The organism is Citrobacter sp. RHBSTW-00881, assembly GCF_013728515.1.
In the GTDB taxonomy this organism is placed as follows: Bacteria; Pseudomonadota; Gammaproteobacteria; order Enterobacterales; family Enterobacteriaceae; genus Citrobacter; species Citrobacter braakii.
In genome coordinates this window covers 1,763,455-1,784,231 of record NZ_CP056269.1, presented here as the reverse complement: position 1 = coordinate 1,784,231, position 20,777 = coordinate 1,763,455, and the positions used below count along the sequence as shown (strand labels likewise).

Below are 20,777 nucleotides of genomic sequence, written 5' to 3'. Positions count from 1 at the left end.
ATAAGTGAGACGACGATGGCGCTTTACACAATAGGTGAAGTGGCTTTGCTTTGTGATATCAACCCTGTCACTTTACGCGCGTGGCAGAGGCGTTACGGATTACTGAAACCGCAGCGAACAGACGGCGGGCATCGCCTGTTTAACGACGCGGATATCGACCGGATCCGTGAGATAAAACGCTGGATAAATAACGGCGTTCAGGTCAGTAAGGTAAAAATGTTGCTCAGCAATGAGAACATTGATGTGCATAACGGCTGGCGCGAACAGCAAGAAACGCTGTTGAGCTATTTGCAAAGTAATAATCTGCATAGCCTCAGGATGTGGATCAAAGAGCGTGGTCAGGATTATCCCGCACAAACGCTCAACACCCATTTGTTCATTCCGTTACGCCGCCGCCTGCAATGTCAGCAGCCGATCCTGCAGGCGTTACTGGGGATCCTCGACGGTGTCCTCATCAACTACATCGCGATTTGTCTGGCCTCTGCGCGCAAGAAACAGGGGAAAGATGCCCTGGTTGTCGGCTGGAACATTCATGATACCACCCGCTTATGGCTGGAGGGTTGGGTAGCCAGCCAGCAGGGATGGCGCGTTGACGTCCTCGCCCACTCGCTAAACCAATTGCGACCAGAGCTGTTTGAAGGGCGAACCTTACTGGTCTGGTGCGGCGAAAGCCAAACGCCCGCTCAGCAGCAACAACTGAACGAATGGCGCGCGTTAGGTCACGATATTTATCCGCTCGGTATTTAAAGCCAACCAGGATCGGCTCTTAATATTCTGTTAACAAACGTGTACAATCCTTAGATTCACATAAGGAGTGCATAATGAGCGCAGCTAAAATCGGTGTCATCACCCTCTTCCTGCTGATGGCCATCGGCGGTATCGGCGGCGTCATGCTGGCAGGCTACACATTCATTTTACGTGCCGGGTAAGGTGGCTCGCTAATCGCTCAAACCCGCGGTCAACGATCACCGCAGCCAGCGCGACCAGCAGCGCCCCCTGAATCACATAGGCGGTATTGAACCCGCTCAGGCCGATGATAATCGGCGTGCCCAACGTGTTGGCCCCGACGGTTGACGCTATCGTAGCGGTGCCGATATTAATAATCACCGACGTGCGAATTCCCGCCAGAATAACCGGTGCCGCCAGCGGCAACTCCACTTTACGCAGCCGCTGGCCCTGACTCATGCCCATTCCGCTGGCGATATCCATCACGCTGGGAGGAATTCCACCGAGTCCCGCCAGAGTTGCCTGCAAGATTGGTAACACGCCATACAAAATCAGCGCGATAATCGCGGGTTCAAGCCCAAACCCCATCACCGGTACGGCGATCGCCAGCACGGCGACCGGAGGAAATGTCTGCCCCACGGCGGCAATCGTTTCCACCATCGGCCTGAATTCCGCGCCCCAGGGCCGGGTTACCGCTATTCCCGCTCCGGTGCCAATGATGACGGCAATAAGGCTTGAAATCCCCACCAACGCAAAATGACTCAACGCCAGCGCCGTAAAACTTTCCTGCTGATACACGGGACGCGGCAGCGTCGGAAATAGCGAACTAAACAGGGCCTGACTGTGAGGCAACCCCACCAACAGGATCAGAAACAGCGCAACAAGCCATAGCAATGGATCAGCAAGACGTTTCACGGGTCGGCGTCTCCGAAAGCAAATCGCGAAAATGAAGCGTCCCGCAGGGCAACCCCTGCGGCGTCACGACCGGCAAGACATCGCAGCCACGCGCCACGAACACCGACAATGCATCACGTAGCGTCATCTCATCCACCAGCGGCTCGCCGTCTGAGTGTTCGCCGCGACGGATAAAATCCCCTACCGTACGCAGCGACAACAGCCTTACGCCCAGTTCACTGCGGCCAAAAAAAGTTTGCACGAAATCATTCGCTGGCGCAGTGAGCATCGACAGCGGCGTGCCTTGCTTCACAACTTTTCCCGCATCCATCAAAATCAGATGCTCCGCCAGTCTCAGCGCCTCGTCGATATCATGCGTCACCAGCACAATGGTACGTCCCAATAAACGGTGGATACGCGTCATCTCCTGCTGCAGCGCGCCGCGGGTGACCGGGTCCAGCGCGCCAAAAGGCTCATCCATCAGTAGCACCTGCGGATCTGCGGCCAACGCACGCGCAACTCCAACCCGCTGCTGTTGTCCACCGGAAAGCTGATGCGGATAACGGTGGCGCAAACTCGCCTCAAGGCCCAGCAGCGCCATTAGTTCATCTGTTCGGTCATCAATACGTGAACGTGACCACTTTTGCAGCTGCGGTACGGTGGCAATATTCTGCGCGACGGTCCAGTGGGGAAACAAACCAATAGACTGAATCGCGTACCCCATGCGCCGTCGTAACTCCAGCACCGGCAGGCTGCGGATCTCCTCCCCGGCGAAACGGATCTGCCCGCTGTCATGTTCAACCAGCCGGTTGATCATCTTTAGCGTGGTAGACTTGCCCGAACCTGACGTGCCAATTAATACCGAAAAGCTGCCTTCTCCTAACTGCAGGTTCAGGTCGTCGACGGCTTTTTGCTGGCCATAGGTTTTACTGACATGGCGAAATTCAATCATTATTCGATACCTTTAGCAGCGCGATCCCTAAATCAAACAGCGCATCAATCAACACAGCCAGCACAACGACCGGGATCACGCCCAACAGCACTAAATCAACGGCGCTACTGAGCAATCCCTGAAAGACCAGCGCGCCAAATCCCCCTGCACCAATCAGCGCGGCTATCACCGCCATCCCCACCGTCTGGACCATCACCACTCGCAAACTGCGCAAGAAGACCGGCAGCGCCAGTGGAAACTGCACCGAGATAAACCGCTGACGCGCGCTCATCCCCATCGCCCGGGCGCTTTCAAGTACATCGCGTGGAACCTGATTCAACCCGGCCACTACGCCGCGAACCAGCGGTAAGAGCGCATACAGCACCAACGCAATAAGTGCAGGCGTCAGACCGGTTCCCGCTACGCCAAGCGAACCCAGCAAGGGAAAGTGCTTCACCAGTCCGGCAAGCGGCGCAATTAACAGGCCAAACAGCGCGACGGAGGGAATAGTCTGGATGATGTTCAGTACCGCGAATACCGGCCCCTGACGGGAGACAGAAAATGTACACCAGACGCCCAGCGGCACGCCAATGAGCAGCGCGGGCACCACGGTAGCGAACAGAATCGTCAGATGCTGCGCCAGCGCGTCGTTAAAGACATCCTGGCGATTGGCATATTCTTTAAGCAGAGAAAGATCGTTAAACGTACCGGAGAGCAGTAACACCAGCGGCAAAATGAATATTTGTGCGTGCAATAACCAACGCCACGACGCCCGTTCGGTGATGCGACGAATGGCGTCACTGGCTGCAAGCAGCATCAGTCCCAGCCCTAACCAGAACCCGCTGCCCAGGCTGGTTCTGGCCAGCGGGCTACCCGTCTGAGCCAGATACGTTGCCGTTGTGCCGGCGATGACCAGCACCGCAATCACCAACAGTTGGCTAACAATAAGCGTCAATATATTGCCGGATTTTCCCGGTACAAAGCACAGAAGAAACAGCAGCACACAGGCCGCCGCTAATCCCCACGCCATGTCGGGTTGGATATCCCAGAGTTGACGACCTTCACCGGAAACCAGGCGATTGGGAGCATAGCTGATGAAAGGAAGCGCTGCCGCCGCGATGGTAAGAAACACCAGCAGCAACAGCACCCGATTTACTGAAATATTCGACAAAACACCCACCTGCTGCAAACTCCGTTACTTCACCCATCCTTTTTGCTTCAGGTAGTCTGCTGCGACTTTTTTCGCATCCAGCCCCTCCACGGCGATACTGGCATTCAGCCGTTGCAGCGTTTTTTCATCCAGGCTGGCAAATACCGGTTGTAGCCATTCTGCCATTTGCGGGTAGTCCTTCAGCACCGATTCACGCACAACGGGCGCTGGCGCATAAATGGGCTGCACGCCTTGTGGATCGCTTAATGTTTGCAGACCGAGCGCCGCAACCGGACCATCGGTACCGTAGGCCATCGCCGCATTGACCCCAGAGGTCTGCTGCGCCGCTGCTTTAATCGTCACCGCGGTATCCCCCCCCGCCAGCGACAACAGCTGATTCTGATTCAGTTTGAAATCATAGGCTTTTTCAAAGGCAGGCAGCGCGTCAGCCCGTTCGATAAATTCCGCAGAGGCGGCAAGTTTGAACGTCCCCCCGTCTTTCAGGTAACGGCCTAAATCGGCAAGGGACTCAAGCTTATTCTTTTGCGCGACATCCTGGCGAACCGCAATGGTCCAGGTGTTGTTGGCGGGCGCAGGCGTTAGCCAGATCAGCTTATTTTGCTCTGCGTCCAGCTTTTTCACTTTGTCATAACCGGCCTGCGCATTTTTCCATGCAGGATCATTCTCATCTTTAAAAAAGAATGCGCCATTGCCGGTATATTCCGGATAAATATCCAGTTCACCAGAGGTGATTGCCCCACGCACCACCGGAGTGGTACCCAGCTGTACTTTATTAACGGTTTTCACGCCGTGACTTTCGAGCACCTGCAAAATAATGTTGCCGAGCAGCGCCCCTTCGGTATCTATTTTTGAACCGACCGTGACGGGTGACGCGGCCTGTAAGGGCAAGCTGATCGCGGCTAATAACGCCAGCGAACCCACCCAAACTTTTGAAATTATCATGCTGCACTCCTCATTCTTTTACGGCCCTTTTCAGAGACTTGAGGAAAAAGCATAGTCGAAAAATCAAGCCTTAACCTGGCAATTGGGTAGTAACACTGCGAGTTACTCGCGCTAAGGCGATAATACAATAAAAAAAATCCGGCAAACCCAAAGTGAGTTTACCGGATGGTACGATTTCGCAGGCCTGATAAGCGTCACGCTATCAGGCATGATATCAATTACAGCAGTTCAAATTCGCCCTGCTTCACTCTGGCAGAATCCACGCCGATAAAGACGTTGAACTTGCCCGGTTCGGCATCGTATTGCATACGCTGGTTCCAGAATTTCAGCGCTTCAACATCAATTGGGAAGCTAACGGTTTGGGTTTCACCCGGCTTAAGATTCACCTTCTCAAAACCTTTCAGCTGTTTTACCGGACGACTCATTGAAGCGGTAACATCCTGCAAATACATCTGAATCACCGTCGCACCTTCGCGTTTGCCGGTGTTGGTCACCTGCACGCTGGCCGTCACGGTCCCGTCACGCTTCATCGTCGGAGAAGAGAGTTTCACATCAGAAACCGTGAATGTGGTGTAGCTCAGGCCATAGCCAAAGGGATACAACGGACCGTTCGCTTCGTCAAAGTAGCGCGACGTGTACTTATTCGGCTTATCGGCATTATACGGGCGACCGGTATTAAGATGGCTGTAATAGACCGGGATCTGTCCGACAGAGCGCGGGAAAGACATCGGCAACTTGCCTGACGGGTTGTAATCGCCAAACAGCACATCGGCGATGGCGTTACCGCCTTCCGTCCCGGCAAACCAGGTTTCGAGGATCGCATCGGCCTGTTGATCTTCCTTAACCAGCGCCAGCGGACGACCGTTCATCAGTACCAGAACCAGTGGTTTACCCGTGGCTTTCAGCGCGGTAATCAGGTCACGCTGACTCTGCGGAATGGTGATATCGGTGCGGCTGGAGGCTTCATGCGCCATTCCCTGCGCTTCACCAACTACCGCGACCACCACGTCAGACTGCTTCGCGGCGTTAACCGCTTCATCAATCATCGCCTGCGGCGAACGCGGGTCAACCTTCACCGCCTCTTCATACTGGTTGAGGAAGTCGACAATGCCTTTGTCGTTGGTGATGTTCGCCCCTTTGGCGTATACCACTTTGCCCTGCTCGCCGATGGCATTTTTAATCCCCTTCAGCACCGTTACCGACTGATCGGCAACCCCGGCAGCAGACCAACTGCCCATCACATCACGCTTGCTGTCGGCCAGCGGACCGACAACCGCTACGGTGGCGGATTTTTTCAGCGGCAATGTTTCCAGACGGTTTTTCAGCAGCACCAGGCTTTCACGTGCCACTTCACGCGCCTCTTTGCGGTGCAAACGGCTTTCCGCGTTGGTGTCCTGCGGGTCAGATTCTTTGGCCCCCAGATGGCTGTACGGATCGTTAAACAGCCCCATATCATATTTCACGTTCAGCACATGACGCGCAGCGTCGTCCAGCTCCGCCATCGTCACCTTACCTGACTTAATCAACCCCGGCAGGTATTTGCTGTAATACTCATCGCTCATGCTCATGTTGATGCCGGACTTGATCGCCACACGCACCGCATCTTCAGGATCGGCGGCGGTACCGTGCTTAATCAGTTCCTTAATCGCGCCGTGATCGGAAACGGTAATGCCCTTAAAGCCCCACTCATCGCGCAGCACGTCTTTTAACAGCCATGCATCCGAAGTCGCCGGCGTGCCGTTCAGCGAATTAAGCCCCACCATCACCGCACCGCTACCGGCGTCCAGTCCGGCTTTGTACGGTGGCATATAGTCGTTGAACAAACGCTGCGGGCTCATATCGACAGTGTTGTATTCCTTGCCGCCTTCAACCGCGCCATAGGCGGCATAGTGCTTGACGCTGGTCATCACCGAATAGCGATCGGCCGGGCTTTTACCCTGCATCGCTTCCACCATGGTTTTGCCCATCGTGGCGGTCAAATACGTATCTTCGCCAAACCCTTCCGAGGCGCGGCCCCAGCGCGGATCGCGCGAGACATCGACCATCGGTGCCCAGGTCATATTCAGACCATCATCGGCGGCTTCATACGCAGACACTCGACCAACGGTTCTGACCGCATCGAGATTAAAGGAGGATGCCAGACCGAGACTTATCGGGAATACGGTACGCTGACCGTGCAATACGTCGTAGGCAAAAAAGAGAGGGATTTTCAGGCGGCTGAGATCCATCACCTGATCCTGCATTTTGCGGATATCCTGGCGCGTGACGGTGTTAAAAATTGCCCCAACCTGCCCGTCTTTGATCATCTCGCGGATGGCTTCTTTCGGGTTATCAGGCCCGACGCTTATCAAACGCAGTTGCCCAATCTTCTCATCCACGGTCATCTGCTTGAGTAAATCGGTAACGAAGGCATCCCGCGCTTCTGGCGTCAGTGGATGGTTACCAAACAGAGTGTCCGCCAACGCTGGTTGCAATGCCAGACTCACCGCGACACCTACAGAACATAGCCATTTCATGTTGATTCTCTCTTTATTTTTTCCCGACGAGGCAGCGAAAATATAACAAAAACCGCAGTTTGCCGTAAGACTAAACGGGAGCGATAAAGAAAGCTAAGGTTATTCTCCTAATTTTCGAAACCAGCGCGAATCAGTAAAAGACGAACCAGAGACAATATGAATGAGAAAGCGTATTGTCATACAAAGCGCTATGCTTGTTCCTGATATTGAGTCCCACCACAAGGAGTGGAGAATGTCTTCCATTACAACAGATAATAAAGCTTTCCTGAATGAACTGACCCGTCTGGTGGGTCATTCACACCTGCTGACAGAACCTGCTAAAACCGCCCGCTATCGCAAGGGATTCCGCTCCGGCCAGGGCGATGCGCTTGCCGTCGTGTTCCCCGGGTCGCTTTTAGAACTGTGGCGCGTTTTGAGCGCCTGCGTCGCCGCGGATAAAATTATCCTGATGCAGGCCGCTAACACCGGCCTGACCGAAGGATCTACGCCGAGCGGTAATGATTACGACCGCGAGATTGTCATTATCAGCACCCTGCGTCTTGATAAGCTGCACGTCATCGGCAAAGGTGAACAGGTGCTGGCCTATCCAGGAACCACGCTCTATTCGCTGGAAAAAGCGCTCAAACCGTTTGGCCGTGAGCCGCATTCGGTAATCGGATCTTCCTGTATCGGCGCTTCGGTTATCGGTGGCATTTGCAACAACTCCGGCGGCTCGCTGGTACAGCGCGGCCCGGCATACACGGAGATGTCGCTGTTTGCGCGTATTGATGAACAGGGAAAATTACAGCTGGTTAACCATCTGGGTATCGAGCTGGGCCAGACCCCGGAGCAGATCCTGAGCAAACTGGATGACGAGCGTATTAGAGATGACGATGTTCGCCACGACGGACGTCACGCGCACGATCATGACTACGTTACCCGCGTCAGAGATATCGACGCGGACACGCCCGCACGCTATAACGCCGACCCGGATCGCTTGTTTGAATCGTCCGGTTGTGCAGGCAAGCTCGCGGTCTTTGCCGTGCGTCTGGACACCTTCGAAGCCGAAAAAAACCAGCAGGTCTTTTACATCGGCACCAACCAGCCAGAGGTGCTGACGGAGATCCGCCGTCATATTCTGGCAAAATTCGAGCATCTGCCGGTCGCCGGTGAATATATGCACCGCGATATTTACGACATCGCTGAGCAATACGGCAAAGATACGTTTCTGATGATCGACAAGCTCGGCACCGACAAAATGCCGTTCTTCTTCACCCTGAAAGGCCGCACCGATGCGATGCTGGAAAAAGTGAAAATTTTCCGTCCTCACTTCACCGACCGGGCAATGCAGAAATTTGGTCATTTATTCCCCAGTCACTTACCGGCGCGCATGAAAAGCTGGCGCGATAAGTACGAGCATCACCTGCTGTTAAAAATGGCCGGTGGCGGCGTGGCTGAAGCCCAAAACTGGCTAAGCGAGTATTTCAAAACCGCTGAAGGCGACTTCTTTGCCTGTACGGCGGAAGAAGGCAGCAAGGCGTTCTTGCACCGCTTCGCGGCGGCTGGCGCGGCTATTCGTTATCAGGCCGTACATGCGGATGAGGTGGAAGATATTCTGGCGCTGGATATCGCGCTGCGTCGTAACGACACCGAATGGTACGAGCATCTGCCTCCAGAGATCGACAGTCAACTGGTGCACAAACTCTATTACGGTCACTTTATGTGTTACGTCTTCCATCAGGATTACATCGTGAAAAAAGGCGTGGATGCGCATGCGCTCAAAGAGCAGATGCTGGAACTCCTGCGCGAGCGTGGGGCGCAGTATCCGGCAGAGCATAACGTCGGGCATCTGTATCAGGCGCCGGAAACCTTGACCCGTTTTTACCGTGAGAATGACCCCACCAACAGTATGAATCCGGGTATTGGGAAAACGAGTAAGCAGAAGTTCTGGAAAGAATCGTAAATCTGAAAAAGATAAGCGCTACTGGGCATGTTGCCGGGGCGCTTTGCTTGCCCGGCCTACTGCTACATTCGCTATGCGTAGGCCGGATAAGATATCTTATTTAATCGTTCTGTGCGGTTTGCTCGCCCTTCGCCGAACCTGCCGCCGCCATCTGCGCAGCTTTTTGCTTTTTATAGCTCAGCGCCGCCGCCGGAACCGGCATCACCTTGCCCGTTTCAATCCAGGTACGTAAACGGCTGGCATCGGCAAAGTGAGTATATTTGCCAAAGGCATCCATCACCACCAGCGCCACCGGCTTGTTGTTAATCACTGTGCGCATCACCAGACAGTGACCTGCCGCATTGGTAAACCCGGTTTTCGTTAACTGAATATTCCAGTTATCGCGGTATACCAGATGGTTGGTGTTACGAAACGGCAGCGTATACGCAGGGTTGGCAAACGTCGCCATATCTTCACGCGTGGTACTTAGCTGGCCGATCAGCGGGTACTGTTTGCTGGCGATCAGCAGCTTGGTTAAGTCACGGGCGGTCGAGACGTTATGAATCGACAAGCCAGTGGGTTCCACAAAGCGTGTCTGAGTCATGCCGAGCGCTTTCGCTTTGGCATTCATGGCTTTTATAAACGCGTTGTATCCGCCCGGGTAATGATGCGCCAGGCTCGCCGCCGCGCGGTTTTCTGATGACATCAGCGCCAGCAATAACATGTCTTTACGGCTGATTTCGCTGTTCAGTCGTACGCGAGAGTAAATGCCTTTCATCTCTGGCGTCTGGCTAATATCGACTTTCAGCTTTTCATTCAGCGGCAGTCGTGCATCAAGCACCACCATCGCCGTCATTAATTTGGTAATCGACGCAATCGGACGCACAAGGTCCGGGTGGTTCGAATAGATAACTTTGTTGGTATTCAGATCAACGATCATCGCGCTACCGGACGCTATCTCAGGTTGAGAAGCCGCTGCGGTAGTTGCCGTTTTCGCCACGGCTTGGGGTGCAAAAGGAACGGCCAGCACCAGGGCAAGGCTTAATAATGAAACTCGGAATTTCAGCATGATGAGATTTCTGATAATGGTTCACGCACGTCACAACGCACACCGCCAGAGATTAAGTATTATCTCAAGCTAGCTCAGGCATCATAGCGATCCGGCAGGTTTGCTGCCACAGGAGAATCGTCTCGAAATGCTGCGTTGCTGACTTTTACGTCAACAACGCAGCGTAGACAGGTTTATCCGTCAGAATAACCGATAGCCGTAACCCCACAGGATTACCGTAATAGCCAGCAGAACTTCCAGTACCAGCACACCGATCGCCAGCGTCGAACTGGAAAAACTCAACCCTTCCTCACGAGTGATATTCAGGAACGTTGGAATGCCGAGATAAAGTAAATAACCGGTGTAAAACAGCGCGAGAGTCCCGACTAATGCGCACAGCCAGACCAGCGGATAAAGTGCGACCAGCCCGCTTAAAAACAGCGGCGTCGCGACATATCCGGCAAAGACCATACAATGCGCCAGCGACGGACGCTGCGGGTAGTTACGCGCCATCCACCAGATAACCCGGCCCATGACGGCAACGCCCGCCAGCATCACCCCGTAAAACAGAATCGCCATTGCAAATCCAGTCAACAGGGATAATTTCAGGATATTGCCATCGCCAAAATCCCAGCCGATTTGTGTGGTACCGATGAACGCACAAACAACCGGGATTGCCGCCATCAGCAGTACATGGTGGGTATAGTGATGCGAAACGCTTTCGTTTTCGCTGTTGATCACATGCATTTCACGATCGGGATGGGAAAACAGCCCCCAGACATGGTTCATACCGCCCCCTTCTTGTCAGCTCCGGACCTCAACAGTTCAAGTATAATTCAGCTTTGGATTAATTTTTGTACAACAACAAAAATGACGAACCGCTAATTCAGCGCTTTTAAACCCCACGATGATTCACAGGGTGTATGCTTAACGTCGGGAGGTCATCCAGACATATGGATATAAACAGTCTTATTGCACATTACGGTTACGCCGCATTGGTCATTGGCAGTTTGGCCGAAGGTGAAACCATTACCCTGCTGGGCGGCGTGGCGGCACATCAGGGATTACTTAAATTTCCTCTGGTGGTTATCTCTGTGGCCCTGGGCGGGATGATTGGCGATCAATTGCTGTATCTGCTTGGGCGTCGTTACGGTGGAAAAATTTTGCGTCGTTTCTCAAAACATCGCGACAAAATCCGCCGGGCGCAGAAAATGATCCAGCGCCGTCCTTATCTGTTCGTGATTGGCACCCGTTTTATGTATGGTTTTCGCGTAATCGGCCCATTGCTGATTGGCGCAAGCCATTTGCCGCCTAAAATTTTCCTGCCGTTGAATATTCTGGGGGCGCTGGCGTGGGCGCTGATATTTACCACGCTGGGCTATGTGGGGGGAGAAGTCATTGCACCGTGGCTACACAATCTCGACCAGCATATTAAGCACTGGATATGGCTGGCTCTGGTGATTGTGCTGGTGCCTGGCGTTCGGTGGTGGTTAAAAAAACGCAGCAGCAAAAGTACAGCCCGGTAGCGCGATGTCTACCGGGTGGGTGCGTTACGAAGCGTGGTAGCCGCCCCCCAGCGCACGGTTCAACTGGATTGAGGCATCCAGCCATTGCCCTTGTAAAAGCAGAGCGTTGCACTGTTCACGTAATGCCGGGATCTTTGCCTCACTGACCCGGGAGCCCGCAATAATTCCGGCATTGAAGCGCGCCTGCGCCAGAGCCACTACGCGCAGTGCATCATGCTCAATCTGCTGCTGATGCTGATTCTTCTGCGCCAGTGTTTCTACCTGCGATGCTGCACGCGCCACGTCATTCACCGCATCCACCACGGCTTTGTTGTAATTCGCCACCGTCAGGTTGCTTTGCGCTTGAGTAATGTCGAGATTCGCGTTCAGCCTGCCGCTATCAAAGATAGGCAGCGTCAGCCCGGCCGTTACGCCCATTTGCTGCGCGGAATGGCGAAACAAGTCGCTCAGATGTAACGCATCCTGTTGTAAAAATGCCATCAGATTTACATCGGGATAAAACGCCGCTTTCGCCGCATCAATGCTGCTCAGCGATGACTCTATGTACCAGTGCGCCGCCTGCAAATCCGGTCGGCGGGCCAGCAGCGAATAACCTAGCTGGGACGGGAGCTGGCTTTCCACCGCGGGCAGCGGGGTCGAATGGAGTTTCAGGGCTGTGGACTGCGAGTTGGTCAGCGCGCTCAACCGCGCTTCAATTACCTTCATTTTACCGCTGACATCGTTCAGCTGCTGCTCTGTTTTGCTGGAATCGATATCGGTTTCAACGCCTTCCACCGAAGAAGTAAGACCATTTTGATACAGTTGACGATCAACGTTAATGACGTTCTGCTGCTCGGTTTCGATTTGCGTCAACACGGTTTTCAGCCCGGCCTGCGTTTGCCATTCCCAGTAAAGACGAGCCACACCGCTCGCCAGCACCTGTCGCGTTTGCTCGCGCTCGGCTTCACGCGCCTTAACGGCCCCAATACGTGCCGTCACTTCGGCCCGATTTTTACCCCACAGATCCAGATTCCAGCCAGCAGTTAAACCAAAGGTGCCGTTGGTGTACCACGGCCCGGTCGTCCCGGCGGCCGGATCGGTAATGGCAAACGGACCCATCAGCCCTTCGGCTGACATTCTCTGACGCTCCACATCTGCTGAGAAATCGATCTCCGGGCCATCCTGCGCCTCCACAGCCTTAGCCTGCGCCTCCGCCAGTTGAATGCGCTGTTCCGCGACCTGCATATCAGGAGAGTTTCGTAACGTGCTGTCAATCAGCGCATTAAGCTGGGGGTCATGGTATGCCTTCCACCATTGGCTGTCCGGCCAGCCATTTTTTAACGCCGCAGGCAATGTGGTATCGACATTCGCAGCGGGGGTCTGCTGTGACAGAGACTGGCGGTCATCATGCATCGGCGCGCAACCTGACATCAAAATAAAAAGCGGCAACAATGCCGTCGTGACAAAAGCAGAATTACGATTCATGGAGAGACACAGGTAAGAAAAGATGTGCTGAGATTACGACTTGTCGCGTTTCCTTTTTTAGTTACGCGTGGCAATACACCTTTGGCAATAAAAATATATAATCGGCAAAATATACACCCAACAAATAATTTAGATTAATTAATTTTAATAATTTATGGATGGAGACATTATGTCACAGAATATCTATGACGATCCCGAGTTCTTTGCCGGATATGCCACGCTGGACCGTTCAGTAAAAGGGCTCGACGGTGCGCCAGAATGGCCGACAATACAAGCGATGCTCCCCGCTCTACAGGGAAAAAATATCCTCGATTTGGGTTGCGGATATGGCTGGTTTTGCCGCTACGCGCGCGATAACCAGGCGGCCAGCGTAGTGGGACTGGATATTTCACAAAAGATGTTAACTCAGGCGCACAGCATGACGCAGGGTAATGGCATCGTTTATCGCCGTGAAGATCTCGAAACGCTTTCCCTGTCGCCAAATTCCTTTGACCTGGTTTACAGCTCACTTGCCCTGCACTATTTGCGCGATATCGCGCGATTATTCGTAACGATTTACCAGTCGTTAACACCGGGAGGCATGTTGGTATTCTCTGCCGAGCATCCCATTTATACTGCACCGCTTAATCAAGGTTGGATAAAAGATAAAACCGGGCAACAGTCCTGGCCGGTCAATCATTATCAGCAGGAAGGCACACGCATCAGTAACTGGTTCGCGGAGGGTGTCAAAAAACAGCACCGTAAGCTGGCGACCTGGATTAATGCGCTGATAGCCGCCGGATTCGAAATCGTTTGTGTCGATGAATGGGGACCGTCCGCTGAACAGATTGCTGAAAACCCGGCGCTGGATGAAGAAAAAGAGCGGCCAATGGTGTTTCTGCTCAGCGCACGTAAACCGGAGTAAGGTCATTACAGGAAGATTTTCAGAGGCTTTCCTATACTTAACCTGAACTCACCAAAAAAGGAACGCTGATGAAAATCTTACTGTGGATTATTTTAGTTATTTTTCTGATTGGGTTATTGGTGGTAACTGGCGTGTTTAAGATGATTTTTTGAAAAAGGTTATTCCGTTGGTGATGAATTTGTTGCCTCCGGTGTATTGCTACGTTCACCTTATGTTTTTCACTTCTCTGAAACGATCCTCCCTGTGAACGTGTTAAGGGTACTATCGCCGTACCCTTAACAATCCCGGCTCCCGGCGGGAAAATTGCCGCTCCGCGGTCCCCTCCGTTTATTCCTCCAGGCTACCGGGCCGGGCGCGAGGAAACTTCCCTGTAAAACGCGCCCTGAACCCGCATCCCTGCGGGTTCTCCCGGCCTTACGGAAACACGTCGGCAATTTTCAGCCGGACCAGCCCACACCTGACCACCTGCGTTTTTTATCTGAACAGCAAAACAGATTTAACTGGAAGTCAGTGCGTTGCAGCGATGACCCCGGTCCGGCTGAAAATCGATGAGGCGATAAGACGAATGAATCGCGTAGCGACGATTTTCCCGCCGTGAGTCTCCCTTGCGCGTTCACGGGTATCTGCGCTTCAGAGAAATGACTCCGCTGAGGTGAACGGAACCCTGAGCAAGAATCACATGTCCTCAATAATTCTTCATCGACAAGTACTTCCACTCCGGTGGCCGATTAATGTGTTAATGCAATTTAGCGATATCAATGGCCTGAATCGCGCGCGCGATATCCGGTGAATTGTTTAATGCGCGGATTTCCTGAAACAGCGCGGTTGCTTCTGAGTATTCTTTACGCAAATACCCTAACCATTGTTTAATCCGCGCCACGTGATACAGCCCGGTATCACCCTGCTTTTCAAGACGAGTATATTTTTGCAACAGCATCACGACATCAGGCCACGGCATACGTGGCTCGTTGTACTTCACCACACGGCTCAGGTTCGGAATATTTAATGCCCCACGGCCAATCATCACCGCATCGCATCCGCTGATAGCCATACAGTCTTGAGCGCTTTGCCAGTCCCAGATTTCGCCATTCGCGATAACCGGAATGGTAAGCCGCTGGCGGATCTCACCGATCGCCTGCCAGTTGATATGTTCGGCCTTATAGCCCTGTTCCTTGGTTCGGCCATGCACCGCCAGCTCGCTGGCGCCCGCCTGCTGAACGGCATCAGCAATTTCAAACTGCCTGTCGCTGTTGTCCCAGCCCAGACGCACTTTCACCGTCACGGGGAGATGCGCAGGCACCGCCTCGCGCATGGCTTTTGCGCCCCGGTAGATGAGTTCAGGATCTTTTAATAACGTTGCGCCACCGCCGCTGCCGTTGACCAGCTTCGACGGGCAGCCACAGTTCAGATCGACACCAAACGAGCCCAGTTCTACCGCGCGCGCCGCGTTCTCCGCCAGCCACTGCGGATACTGCCCCAGCAACTGTATGCGCACCCGCGTGCCGGATGGCGTCCGGCTATTGTTCTGCAGTTCCGGGCAGAGCCGATGGAATACTTTTGCCGGCAGGAGCTGATCCACCACGCGCACAAACTCGGTGATGCACAGATCGTAATCATTCACTTCAGTCAGCAGCTCGCGCACCAGTGAGTCGAGCACGCCTTCCATCGGCGCCAGTAAAACACGCATATCGTCACCCGCAAAAAAAGAGGCGCTATGGTAGCGCCTCCGTTCGGGAGATTAAAGAGGCTCAGCGCGGCAACAGGCAGTTATCTTCTTTCCAGCCGTACAGCCATTCCATACCACGATAAAATTCCGCCTGAGATTTGCCTTTCCACAGCAGATTACGCACCTGGCGCTCGACGCCTGCGGCGTGGTACACACGTCCCATTTCGCGCGTCGACCAGACGATGCGCGCAGTACGCGGAATACGCACCGACTCATACAAGGCAAAGGCATCAGCCGCATCGCCGTCACACTGCTGTAACGCCTTACCGAGAGTGACGGCATCTTCAAGCGCCATACAGGCGCCCTGCGCCATATATTGTGCCACCGGATGCGCAGCATCACCCACCAGCGTAATGCGGTCGGTCCCCCATTTCTCTACCGGTTCGCGGTCAGCGGTGGACCAACGACGCCATGAGGTCGGCTTATCCAGCATCTGACGCGGACGCGCATGAATACCGGCAAAATAGGAGAGCACTTCCTCTTTACTGCCATCCTTTACCCCCCACTCCTCCTGCTGACGACTGTGGAAGGTCACCACCAGGTTATACTGCTTGCCGCCACGCAGTGGATAGTGCACCAGGTGGCAGTGCGGTCCGGCCCACAGCACCGGCGCGTTAATGCGCAAATCTTCCGGCATATCATCGCAATCAATCACCGCGCGATAGACCACGTGCCCGGTAACGCGTGGCGCATCGCCAATCAGAGACTGACGCACAACCGACTTCACACCGTCACAGCCCACCAAAATATCCGCTGTCCAGCTGTTACCGTGCTCATCAAATACCGTCACCTCATCTTCTGTCTGGCGAATATCAATCACGTTAGTTGAAGTGCGATACTCAACGTTGGGATGAACCAGTGCCGCTTCCCAGACAGAAGCATGAATATCAACCCGATGGATAACCGCATAAGGACCGCCAAAGTGATCGCGGAACGCCTGCCCGGTTTCAATGCGTACAACCTCTTTCGCGTTTACCGCATCCATCATGGTGATGTGATCGGTAAAAACGGCGCGCTGACGAGCGACGTCACCCACGCCAAGGCTGTCCAGAGCAGAAAACGCGTTCGGCCCGAGCTGAATGCCGGCACCAATCTCACCAATCTCGTGCGCTTTCTCCAGCAACATCACTTTAATGCCTTGACGGGCCAGCGATAACGCGGTCGCCGCGCCGCCAATCCCGCCACCCACGATAATTGCGCGTGTCACTTTAGCCATTGTCGTTCTCCTTATCAGGCTGGAATTTTGTCTTGTTGATTCTCGGGCGCGGCGGCGATAAACGCCGGAAGCTGGGTACAGGCATCGTATACCGCCTTACAGCGCGGATACCCGCTCAGATCACAGCCCATACGTAACGCGTTCGCCCACTGCGGGATCAGACAGCAATCCGCCAGCGTCGGCGCATCCCCCACGCAGAATGTCCCCGAGTGACTCTGGCGCAGCATCTGTTCAACCGCGCTTAACCCTTGCTGGATCCAGTGCGCATACCAGCGTTTTTTATCCTCTTCACTGACCTTTAGCTCTTCGCTCAGGTAGCACAGTACCCGCATGTTATTCACGGGATGGATATCACAAGCGATGGCATAAACAATTTCCAGCACCCGGCTGCGCGTCGGGAAGTCGGCTGGCAGCAGCGGCGACTGCGGAAAGTGACCATCCAGCCAGTCGGTTATCGCCAGCGACTGCCCGAGTGATTCTCCCTCATCAGTGACCAGCGTCGGTACAAGCCCTACCGGGTTCATCCGCCGGTAGGCCAGCTCGTTCTGCTGACCGATGCGAATGTTGACACCCACCGTCTGGTAATCAAGCCCCTTCAGCGCCAGCGCAATGCGTACGCGATATGACGCGGAGCTGTTAAAGAAACTGTACAGCTTCATCATCCACCTCAGACAATCTTCACAGCGATGGGGGTTAAACCGTCTACATTGCCGGTGATCACATCTCCTTTCACCACTGCGCCCACGCCCTCTGGCGTGCCTGTGTAGATCAAATCACCCGGCTGTAGTTCGAAAAAGCCGGACAGATAGCTAATCGTTTCATTAACGGACCAGATGAGGTGGCGAATATCGCTACGCTGATGATCGTCGCCGTTGACCTGCAACCAGATAGGCGCGTTGTTAACATCCGCACTTTCGCTGGCTTTATGCAGCGGCGCGATGGGGGCTGAGAGATCAAATGCTTTGCCGATTTCCCACGGACGCCCCATCTGGCGCATCTCCATCTGCCTGTCGCGGCGGGTCATATCCAGACCAGTGGCATAGCCCCAGATATATTCGTGCGCTTTTTCCAGCGGTATATCGCTGCCCTTTTTACCGATCGCCACCACCAGCTCTATCTCATAGTGATAGTTATCGGTCTGCGACGGGTATGGCAGCTCGAGGGTTTGACCGGCCGCCACCGGGACCACCGCATCGGCAGGTTTACAGAAGAAGAACGGCGGTTCGCGATCCGGATCAAAACCCATTTCACGTGCATGAGCGGCATAGTTGCGGCCCACGCAGTAAACGCGATGCACGGGAAACTGTTCATTACTGCCAACGACCGGAACGGTAACAGGCGCTTGTGGTTCGAATACGTATTGCGTCATTTTCTCTCTCCCAAATTAATAACGTGCTTCACGGAACAACCCCAGCGCTTCCTGAACCGGTCTGTCCGAAAAACTAAATAAGACGGCATCTTCGTGGGCCTGGAATGACACGCCGTGCCAGGTTGGCACCACGAAGATATCTTTTGGCGAAAAATTGAAGATCTCGGTGCCGATGGTGACCTGCCCGCTTCCTTCCACCACGTGATAGATAGTGCTGTCGGTGGTACGCGCCATCCGCGAGGAAAAGCCCTTCGGCAACAGTTGTAAAAAGGTCCCCATCGAAGGCATGGGATAACCACCGGTTACCGGGTTGACGTAACGCATCTTGTAACCGTCCCACTCATCGGCGTCGCCCATGCGGGTCAGGTCATGCAGCGCTTCACGGCTGCGATCGTAGCGATAGTTGAAAATTGGCGATGAGTTACCCTTCTGATGACGCAGCGGCAGCATATTGGCCGCGTAGCGTGGTAAGTAATCCCCTTCCTTGCGCGTGACTGGTTGCTGATCCTCCGGGTAATCTTCCGCAAAGCCGCAACCCAGCAGATTCACCAGTGGCAGATCCAGACCGTCCAGCCACACCACCGGTTCACTGCCTGGGTTGCCGTGGTCGTGCCAGCGCCACTGTGGCGTCAGAATAAAATCGCCTTCATGCATTTTGGTGCGCTCGCCATCCACCGCGGTAAATGCCCCTTTCCCTTCGACAATAAAGCGCAGCGCAGACTGATTATGCCGGTGACTCGGCGCAACCTCGCCCGGCATGATTAACTGCAATCCGGCGTACAGCGTTGGGGTGATTGAAGACTGTCCGCGCAGCATGGGGTTTTCCAGCACCAGTACGCGACGAATTGCCTCTTTCGCGCCAATCAGATCGCCGCTTTCCAGCAGCAGCGGGCGGATCTCCTGGTAGTTCCAGTACGCAGGAGCACAATGTGCGTTCGGCGTTGGCGGTACCAGGCGGTGCAGCGACTCCCACAGAGGGGTCAGATTCTGCCCGGAAATATGCTGGTAAAACTGCTGACGGCTGTTCTTAACATCCTGATTAAGTTCTGACATAGAGATTCTCCTTATTTGTTCACGATGCCTACGCGTGACAACGCGTCAGGGACAGAGGCCGACTGGCGGATAACAACCGTCAGCAGCATAAGCATCACCGCGCTGATGGCCGCCGGAACGGCAATAATGAAAAACAGGTTATCGAATGAGAAATTCATCGCCATCATCACGCCGCCGGAGAGCGAGCCGACAATCGCGCCGCAGCGGCCAATCGCATTAGACCAGCTGACGCCCGTGGCCCGGCTCTGCGTCGGATAAAGCGTGGCGGTTAAGGCATTCAGGCCCACCTGCGAACCGCTGATGCCGATGCCGGTGCCAAAAATGGCCAGCGCCATCAGCCACAGGCCGTTCTCGCTCAGACCAATCATGACAATACACACCGCACCCAGCGCATAGCTCACTGCCAGCACGCGGAAAGGGTTGTATTTATCCATCAGCACTCCCAGCACCAGCGCACCGAGCGTACCGCCAATCTGAAAGGCGGCGGTCACCCATGAGGCATGCTGCAGGTCAATTCCGCGATGGTTAAGCAGCGTTGGCATCCAGCTGGAGAGCAGATAAATAATCAGCAGGCTCATAAAGAACACCACCCATAACATCAGGGTAATGGGCAACTGTTGCCCGACGAACAGCTGGCGAATGCTGCCTTTGGCAATCGCGGCGCCCTCGTTGAGATAAAATTGGGTATTGTCATAACGTTCCCGGGTGATGGCGCTGACGGTTCTGGCAATCACGTTTTGCGGCAACTGACGACGAACCTGCCAGCGCGGGGATTCCGGCAGCGCAAACAGCAGAGCCACAAACAGCATCAGCGGTAGCACGCCTCCCAGCACCAGGATGCCGTGCCAGCCAATAACCGGCACCAGCTGTGCGCTGACAATCCCGCCCATCGCCGAGCCCAGGGTAAAACCGCAGAACATCATGGTGACCAGTGCACCACGCCGACGCGCTGGCAGGTATTCTGAGGTCATAGTGATAGTATTTGGCATCGCGCCGCCCAGGCCTAACCCGGTAAGGAAGCGCAAAAAAACCAGCGTTTGCAGATCGGGGGAAAAAGCCGAGATCAGGCTCAGTGCGCCGAACAGCGCCACGCAGAGTTCAATCACCCGTTTGCGGCCAAAACGATCCGATAGCGGACCGCAGAGCAGTGCGCCAGCGGTCAGACCCAGCAGGCCTGCGCCAAACAGCGGCGCCAGATCTCCGGCCGTCAGTTGCCAGTGGGTGCGAATGTCGGGCGCGATAAAACCAATAGCCGCGGTATCAAAACCGTCGAGCATGACGACCAAAAAACAGCAAATGATAACGCGCCACTGGGTCTTACCGACGGGGGCGGAATCGATCAGTGCTTGTAGATCACGTTGTTGAGTCAT

The 20,777-nt window shown here is 54.4% G+C and carries 20 protein-coding genes; 6 read left to right on the top strand and 14 right to left on the bottom strand.

Annotation, left to right across the window (positions count from 1 at the left end):
* Window positions 1–15: 15 nt before the first annotated feature.
* Both mlrA and HV311_RS08405 read left to right on the top strand, forming a co-directional pair.
* A complete protein-coding gene (mlrA, locus tag HV311_RS08410; protein WP_016153692.1) occupies window positions 16–747 on the top strand; it encodes an HTH-type transcriptional regulator MlrA in 732 nt (243 codons plus the stop codon).
* Window positions 748–821: 74 nt separating this feature from the next.
* Complete coding sequence (locus HV311_RS08405; RefSeq protein ID WP_003027354.1) at window positions 822–929, top strand: protein YohO; 108 nt, start codon at window positions 822–824, stop codon at window positions 927–929.
* On the opposite strand, the gene HV311_RS08400 is transcribed toward HV311_RS08405, so the two are convergent.
* From HV311_RS08400 to bglX, 5 genes are all read right to left on the bottom strand, one after another.
* Complete coding sequence (locus HV311_RS08400) at window positions 910–1,641, bottom strand: ABC transporter permease (protein WP_191220956.1); 732 nt, start codon at window positions 1,639–1,641, stop codon at window positions 910–912. The genes HV311_RS08405 and HV311_RS08400 overlap by 20 nt on opposite strands.
* Window positions 1,625–2,572, bottom strand: coding sequence for an ABC transporter ATP-binding protein (locus HV311_RS08395; protein WP_016153694.1), 948 nt, complete (start codon window positions 2,570–2,572; stop codon window positions 1,625–1,627). Before HV311_RS08395 ends, HV311_RS08400 begins: the two co-directional genes overlap by 17 nt.
* The gene (locus HV311_RS08390) at window positions 2,565–3,731 is read right to left on the bottom strand and encodes an ABC transporter permease (RefSeq protein WP_049041107.1); all 1,167 of its coding nucleotides are present in this window, start codon (window positions 3,729–3,731) and stop codon (window positions 2,565–2,567) included. Before HV311_RS08390 ends, HV311_RS08395 begins: the two co-directional genes overlap by 8 nt.
* A gap of 15 nt (window positions 3,732–3,746) precedes the next feature.
* A complete protein-coding gene (gene osmF / locus HV311_RS08385) occupies window positions 3,747–4,664 on the bottom strand; it encodes a glycine betaine ABC transporter substrate-binding protein OsmF (protein ID WP_049041070.1) in 918 nt (305 codons plus the stop codon).
* A gap of 218 nt (window positions 4,665–4,882) precedes the next feature.
* A complete protein-coding gene (gene bglX / locus HV311_RS08380; RefSeq protein WP_191220955.1) occupies window positions 4,883–7,180 on the bottom strand; it encodes a beta-glucosidase BglX in 2,298 nt (765 codons plus the stop codon).
* A 232-nt stretch (window positions 7,181–7,412) separates the two neighbouring features.
* On the opposite strand from bglX, the gene dld reads away from it, so the two are divergent.
* A complete protein-coding gene (dld, locus tag HV311_RS08375; RefSeq protein WP_016153698.1) occupies window positions 7,413–9,122 on the top strand; it encodes a D-lactate dehydrogenase in 1,710 nt (569 codons plus the stop codon).
* Window positions 9,123–9,222: 100 nt separating this feature from the next.
* On the opposite strand, the gene pbpG is transcribed toward dld, so the two are convergent.
* Together pbpG and HV311_RS08365 are read right to left on the bottom strand one after the other, a co-directional pair.
* Window positions 9,223–10,170, bottom strand: coding sequence for a D-alanyl-D-alanine endopeptidase (gene pbpG / locus HV311_RS08370; RefSeq protein ID WP_016153699.1), 948 nt, complete (start codon window positions 10,168–10,170; stop codon window positions 9,223–9,225).
* Window positions 10,171–10,350: 180 nt separating this feature from the next.
* On the bottom strand, window positions 10,351–10,938 hold the full coding sequence (locus HV311_RS08365; protein WP_016153700.1) for a Yip1 family protein: 588 nt from the start codon (window positions 10,936–10,938) through the stop codon (window positions 10,351–10,353).
* Between the two features lie 164 nt (window positions 10,939–11,102).
* Here HV311_RS08365 and HV311_RS08360 point away from each other — a divergent pair, with 164 nt between their 5' ends.
* On the top strand, window positions 11,103–11,675 hold the full coding sequence (locus HV311_RS08360) for a DedA family protein (RefSeq protein WP_016153701.1): 573 nt from the start codon (window positions 11,103–11,105) through the stop codon (window positions 11,673–11,675).
* 24 nt (window positions 11,676–11,699) lie between these two features.
* Here HV311_RS08360 and mdtQ read toward each other — a convergent pair whose 3' ends face one another.
* The gene (gene mdtQ / locus HV311_RS08355) at window positions 11,700–13,139 is read right to left on the bottom strand and encodes a multidrug resistance outer membrane protein MdtQ (protein WP_191220954.1); all 1,440 of its coding nucleotides are present in this window, start codon (window positions 13,137–13,139) and stop codon (window positions 11,700–11,702) included.
* Between the two features lie 169 nt (window positions 13,140–13,308).
* Between mdtQ and HV311_RS08350 the strand changes: the two genes are divergently transcribed.
* Both HV311_RS08350 and HV311_RS28215 read left to right on the top strand, forming a co-directional pair.
* The gene (locus HV311_RS08350; RefSeq protein ID WP_016153703.1) at window positions 13,309–14,043 is read left to right on the top strand and encodes a class I SAM-dependent methyltransferase; all 735 of its coding nucleotides are present in this window, start codon (window positions 13,309–13,311) and stop codon (window positions 14,041–14,043) included.
* Between the two features lie 68 nt (window positions 14,044–14,111).
* Window positions 14,112–14,195, top strand: coding sequence for a membrane protein (locus HV311_RS28215; RefSeq protein WP_019077217.1), 84 nt, complete (start codon window positions 14,112–14,114; stop codon window positions 14,193–14,195).
* Between the two features lie 584 nt (window positions 14,196–14,779).
* Here HV311_RS28215 and dusC read toward each other — a convergent pair.
* The 6 genes from dusC to mhbT all read right to left on the bottom strand — a co-directional run bounded on the left by dusC (window position 14,780) and on the right by mhbT (window position 20,777).
* Window positions 14,780–15,730, bottom strand: a complete 951-nt coding sequence (gene dusC, locus HV311_RS08345) for a tRNA dihydrouridine(16) synthase DusC (RefSeq protein ID WP_049269043.1) — start codon at window positions 15,728–15,730, stop codon at window positions 14,780–14,782.
* Between the two features lie 61 nt (window positions 15,731–15,791).
* Window positions 15,792–16,985 carry a 3-hydroxybenzoate 6-monooxygenase gene (locus HV311_RS08340; RefSeq protein ID WP_191220953.1) on the bottom strand — a complete coding sequence of 398 codons (1,194 nt, stop codon included), beginning with the start codon at window positions 16,983–16,985 and terminating at the stop codon, window positions 15,792–15,794.
* A gap of 14 nt (window positions 16,986–16,999) precedes the next feature.
* Window positions 17,000–17,644: a maleylacetoacetate isomerase gene (gene maiA, locus HV311_RS08335; RefSeq protein ID WP_191221184.1), complete on the bottom strand. Its 645-nt coding sequence runs from the start codon at window positions 17,642–17,644 to the stop codon at window positions 17,000–17,002.
* Window positions 17,645–17,652: 8 nt separating this feature from the next.
* Complete coding sequence (locus tag HV311_RS08330) at window positions 17,653–18,354, bottom strand: fumarylacetoacetate hydrolase family protein (RefSeq protein WP_049041063.1); 702 nt, start codon at window positions 18,352–18,354, stop codon at window positions 17,653–17,655.
* A 15-nt stretch (window positions 18,355–18,369) separates the two neighbouring features.
* Window positions 18,370–19,407, bottom strand: coding sequence for a gentisate 1,2-dioxygenase (gene gtdA, locus HV311_RS08325; protein ID WP_049269049.1), 1,038 nt, complete (start codon window positions 19,405–19,407; stop codon window positions 18,370–18,372).
* An 11-nt stretch (window positions 19,408–19,418) separates the two neighbouring features.
* The gene (mhbT, locus tag HV311_RS08320; RefSeq protein WP_016153709.1) at window positions 19,419–20,777 is read right to left on the bottom strand and encodes a 3-hydroxybenzoate transporter MhbT; all 1,359 of its coding nucleotides are present in this window, start codon (window positions 20,775–20,777) and stop codon (window positions 19,419–19,421) included.

What these genes read in the sequence shown, in the direction of transcription:
- mlrA (WP_016153692.1), top strand. Translation starts at nt 16, where the DNA reads ATGGCGCTTTACACAATAGGTGAAGTGGCTTTGCTTTGTGATATCAAC.
- HV311_RS08405 (WP_003027354.1), top strand. Translation starts at nt 822, where the DNA reads ATGAGCGCAGCTAAAATCGGTGTCATCACCCTCTTCCTGCTGATGGCC.
- HV311_RS08395 (WP_016153694.1), bottom strand. Translation starts at nt 2,572, where the DNA reads ATGATTGAATTTCGCCATGTCAGTAAAACCTATGGCCAGCAAAAAGCC.
- osmF (WP_049041070.1), bottom strand. Translation starts at nt 4,664, where the DNA reads ATGATAATTTCAAAAGTTTGGGTGGGTTCGCTGGCGTTATTAGCCGCG.
- bglX (WP_191220955.1), bottom strand. Translation starts at nt 7,180, where the DNA reads ATGAAATGGCTATGTTCTGTAGGTGTCGCGGTGAGTCTGGCATTGCAA.
- dld (WP_016153698.1), top strand. Translation starts at nt 7,413, where the DNA reads ATGTCTTCCATTACAACAGATAATAAAGCTTTCCTGAATGAACTGACC.
- pbpG (WP_016153699.1), bottom strand. Translation starts at nt 10,170, where the DNA reads ATGCTGAAATTCCGAGTTTCATTATTAAGCCTTGCCCTGGTGCTGGCC.
- HV311_RS08365 (WP_016153700.1), bottom strand. Translation starts at nt 10,938, where the DNA reads ATGAACCATGTCTGGGGGCTGTTTTCCCATCCCGATCGTGAAATGCAT.
- HV311_RS08360 (WP_016153701.1), top strand. Translation starts at nt 11,103, where the DNA reads ATGGATATAAACAGTCTTATTGCACATTACGGTTACGCCGCATTGGTC.
- mdtQ (WP_191220954.1), bottom strand. Translation starts at nt 13,139, where the DNA reads ATGAATCGTAATTCTGCTTTTGTCACGACGGCATTGTTGCCGCTTTTT.
- HV311_RS08350 (WP_016153703.1), top strand. Translation starts at nt 13,309, where the DNA reads ATGTCACAGAATATCTATGACGATCCCGAGTTCTTTGCCGGATATGCC.
- HV311_RS28215 (WP_019077217.1), top strand. Translation starts at nt 14,112, where the DNA reads ATGAAAATCTTACTGTGGATTATTTTAGTTATTTTTCTGATTGGGTTA.
- dusC (WP_049269043.1), bottom strand. Translation starts at nt 15,730, where the DNA reads ATGCGTGTTTTACTGGCGCCGATGGAAGGCGTGCTCGACTCACTGGTG.
- HV311_RS08340 (WP_191220953.1), bottom strand. Translation starts at nt 16,985, where the DNA reads ATGGCTAAAGTGACACGCGCAATTATCGTGGGTGGCGGGATTGGCGGC.
- maiA (WP_191221184.1), bottom strand. Translation starts at nt 17,644, where the DNA reads ATGAAGCTGTACAGTTTCTTTAACAGCTCCGCGTCATATCGCGTACGC.
- HV311_RS08330 (WP_049041063.1), bottom strand. Translation starts at nt 18,354, where the DNA reads ATGACGCAATACGTATTCGAACCACAAGCGCCTGTTACCGTTCCGGTC.
- gtdA (WP_049269049.1), bottom strand. Translation starts at nt 19,407, where the DNA reads ATGTCAGAACTTAATCAGGATGTTAAGAACAGCCGTCAGCAGTTTTAC.
- mhbT (WP_016153709.1), bottom strand. Translation starts at nt 20,777, where the DNA reads ATGACTCAACAACGTGATCTACAAGCACTGATCGATTCCGCCCCCGTC.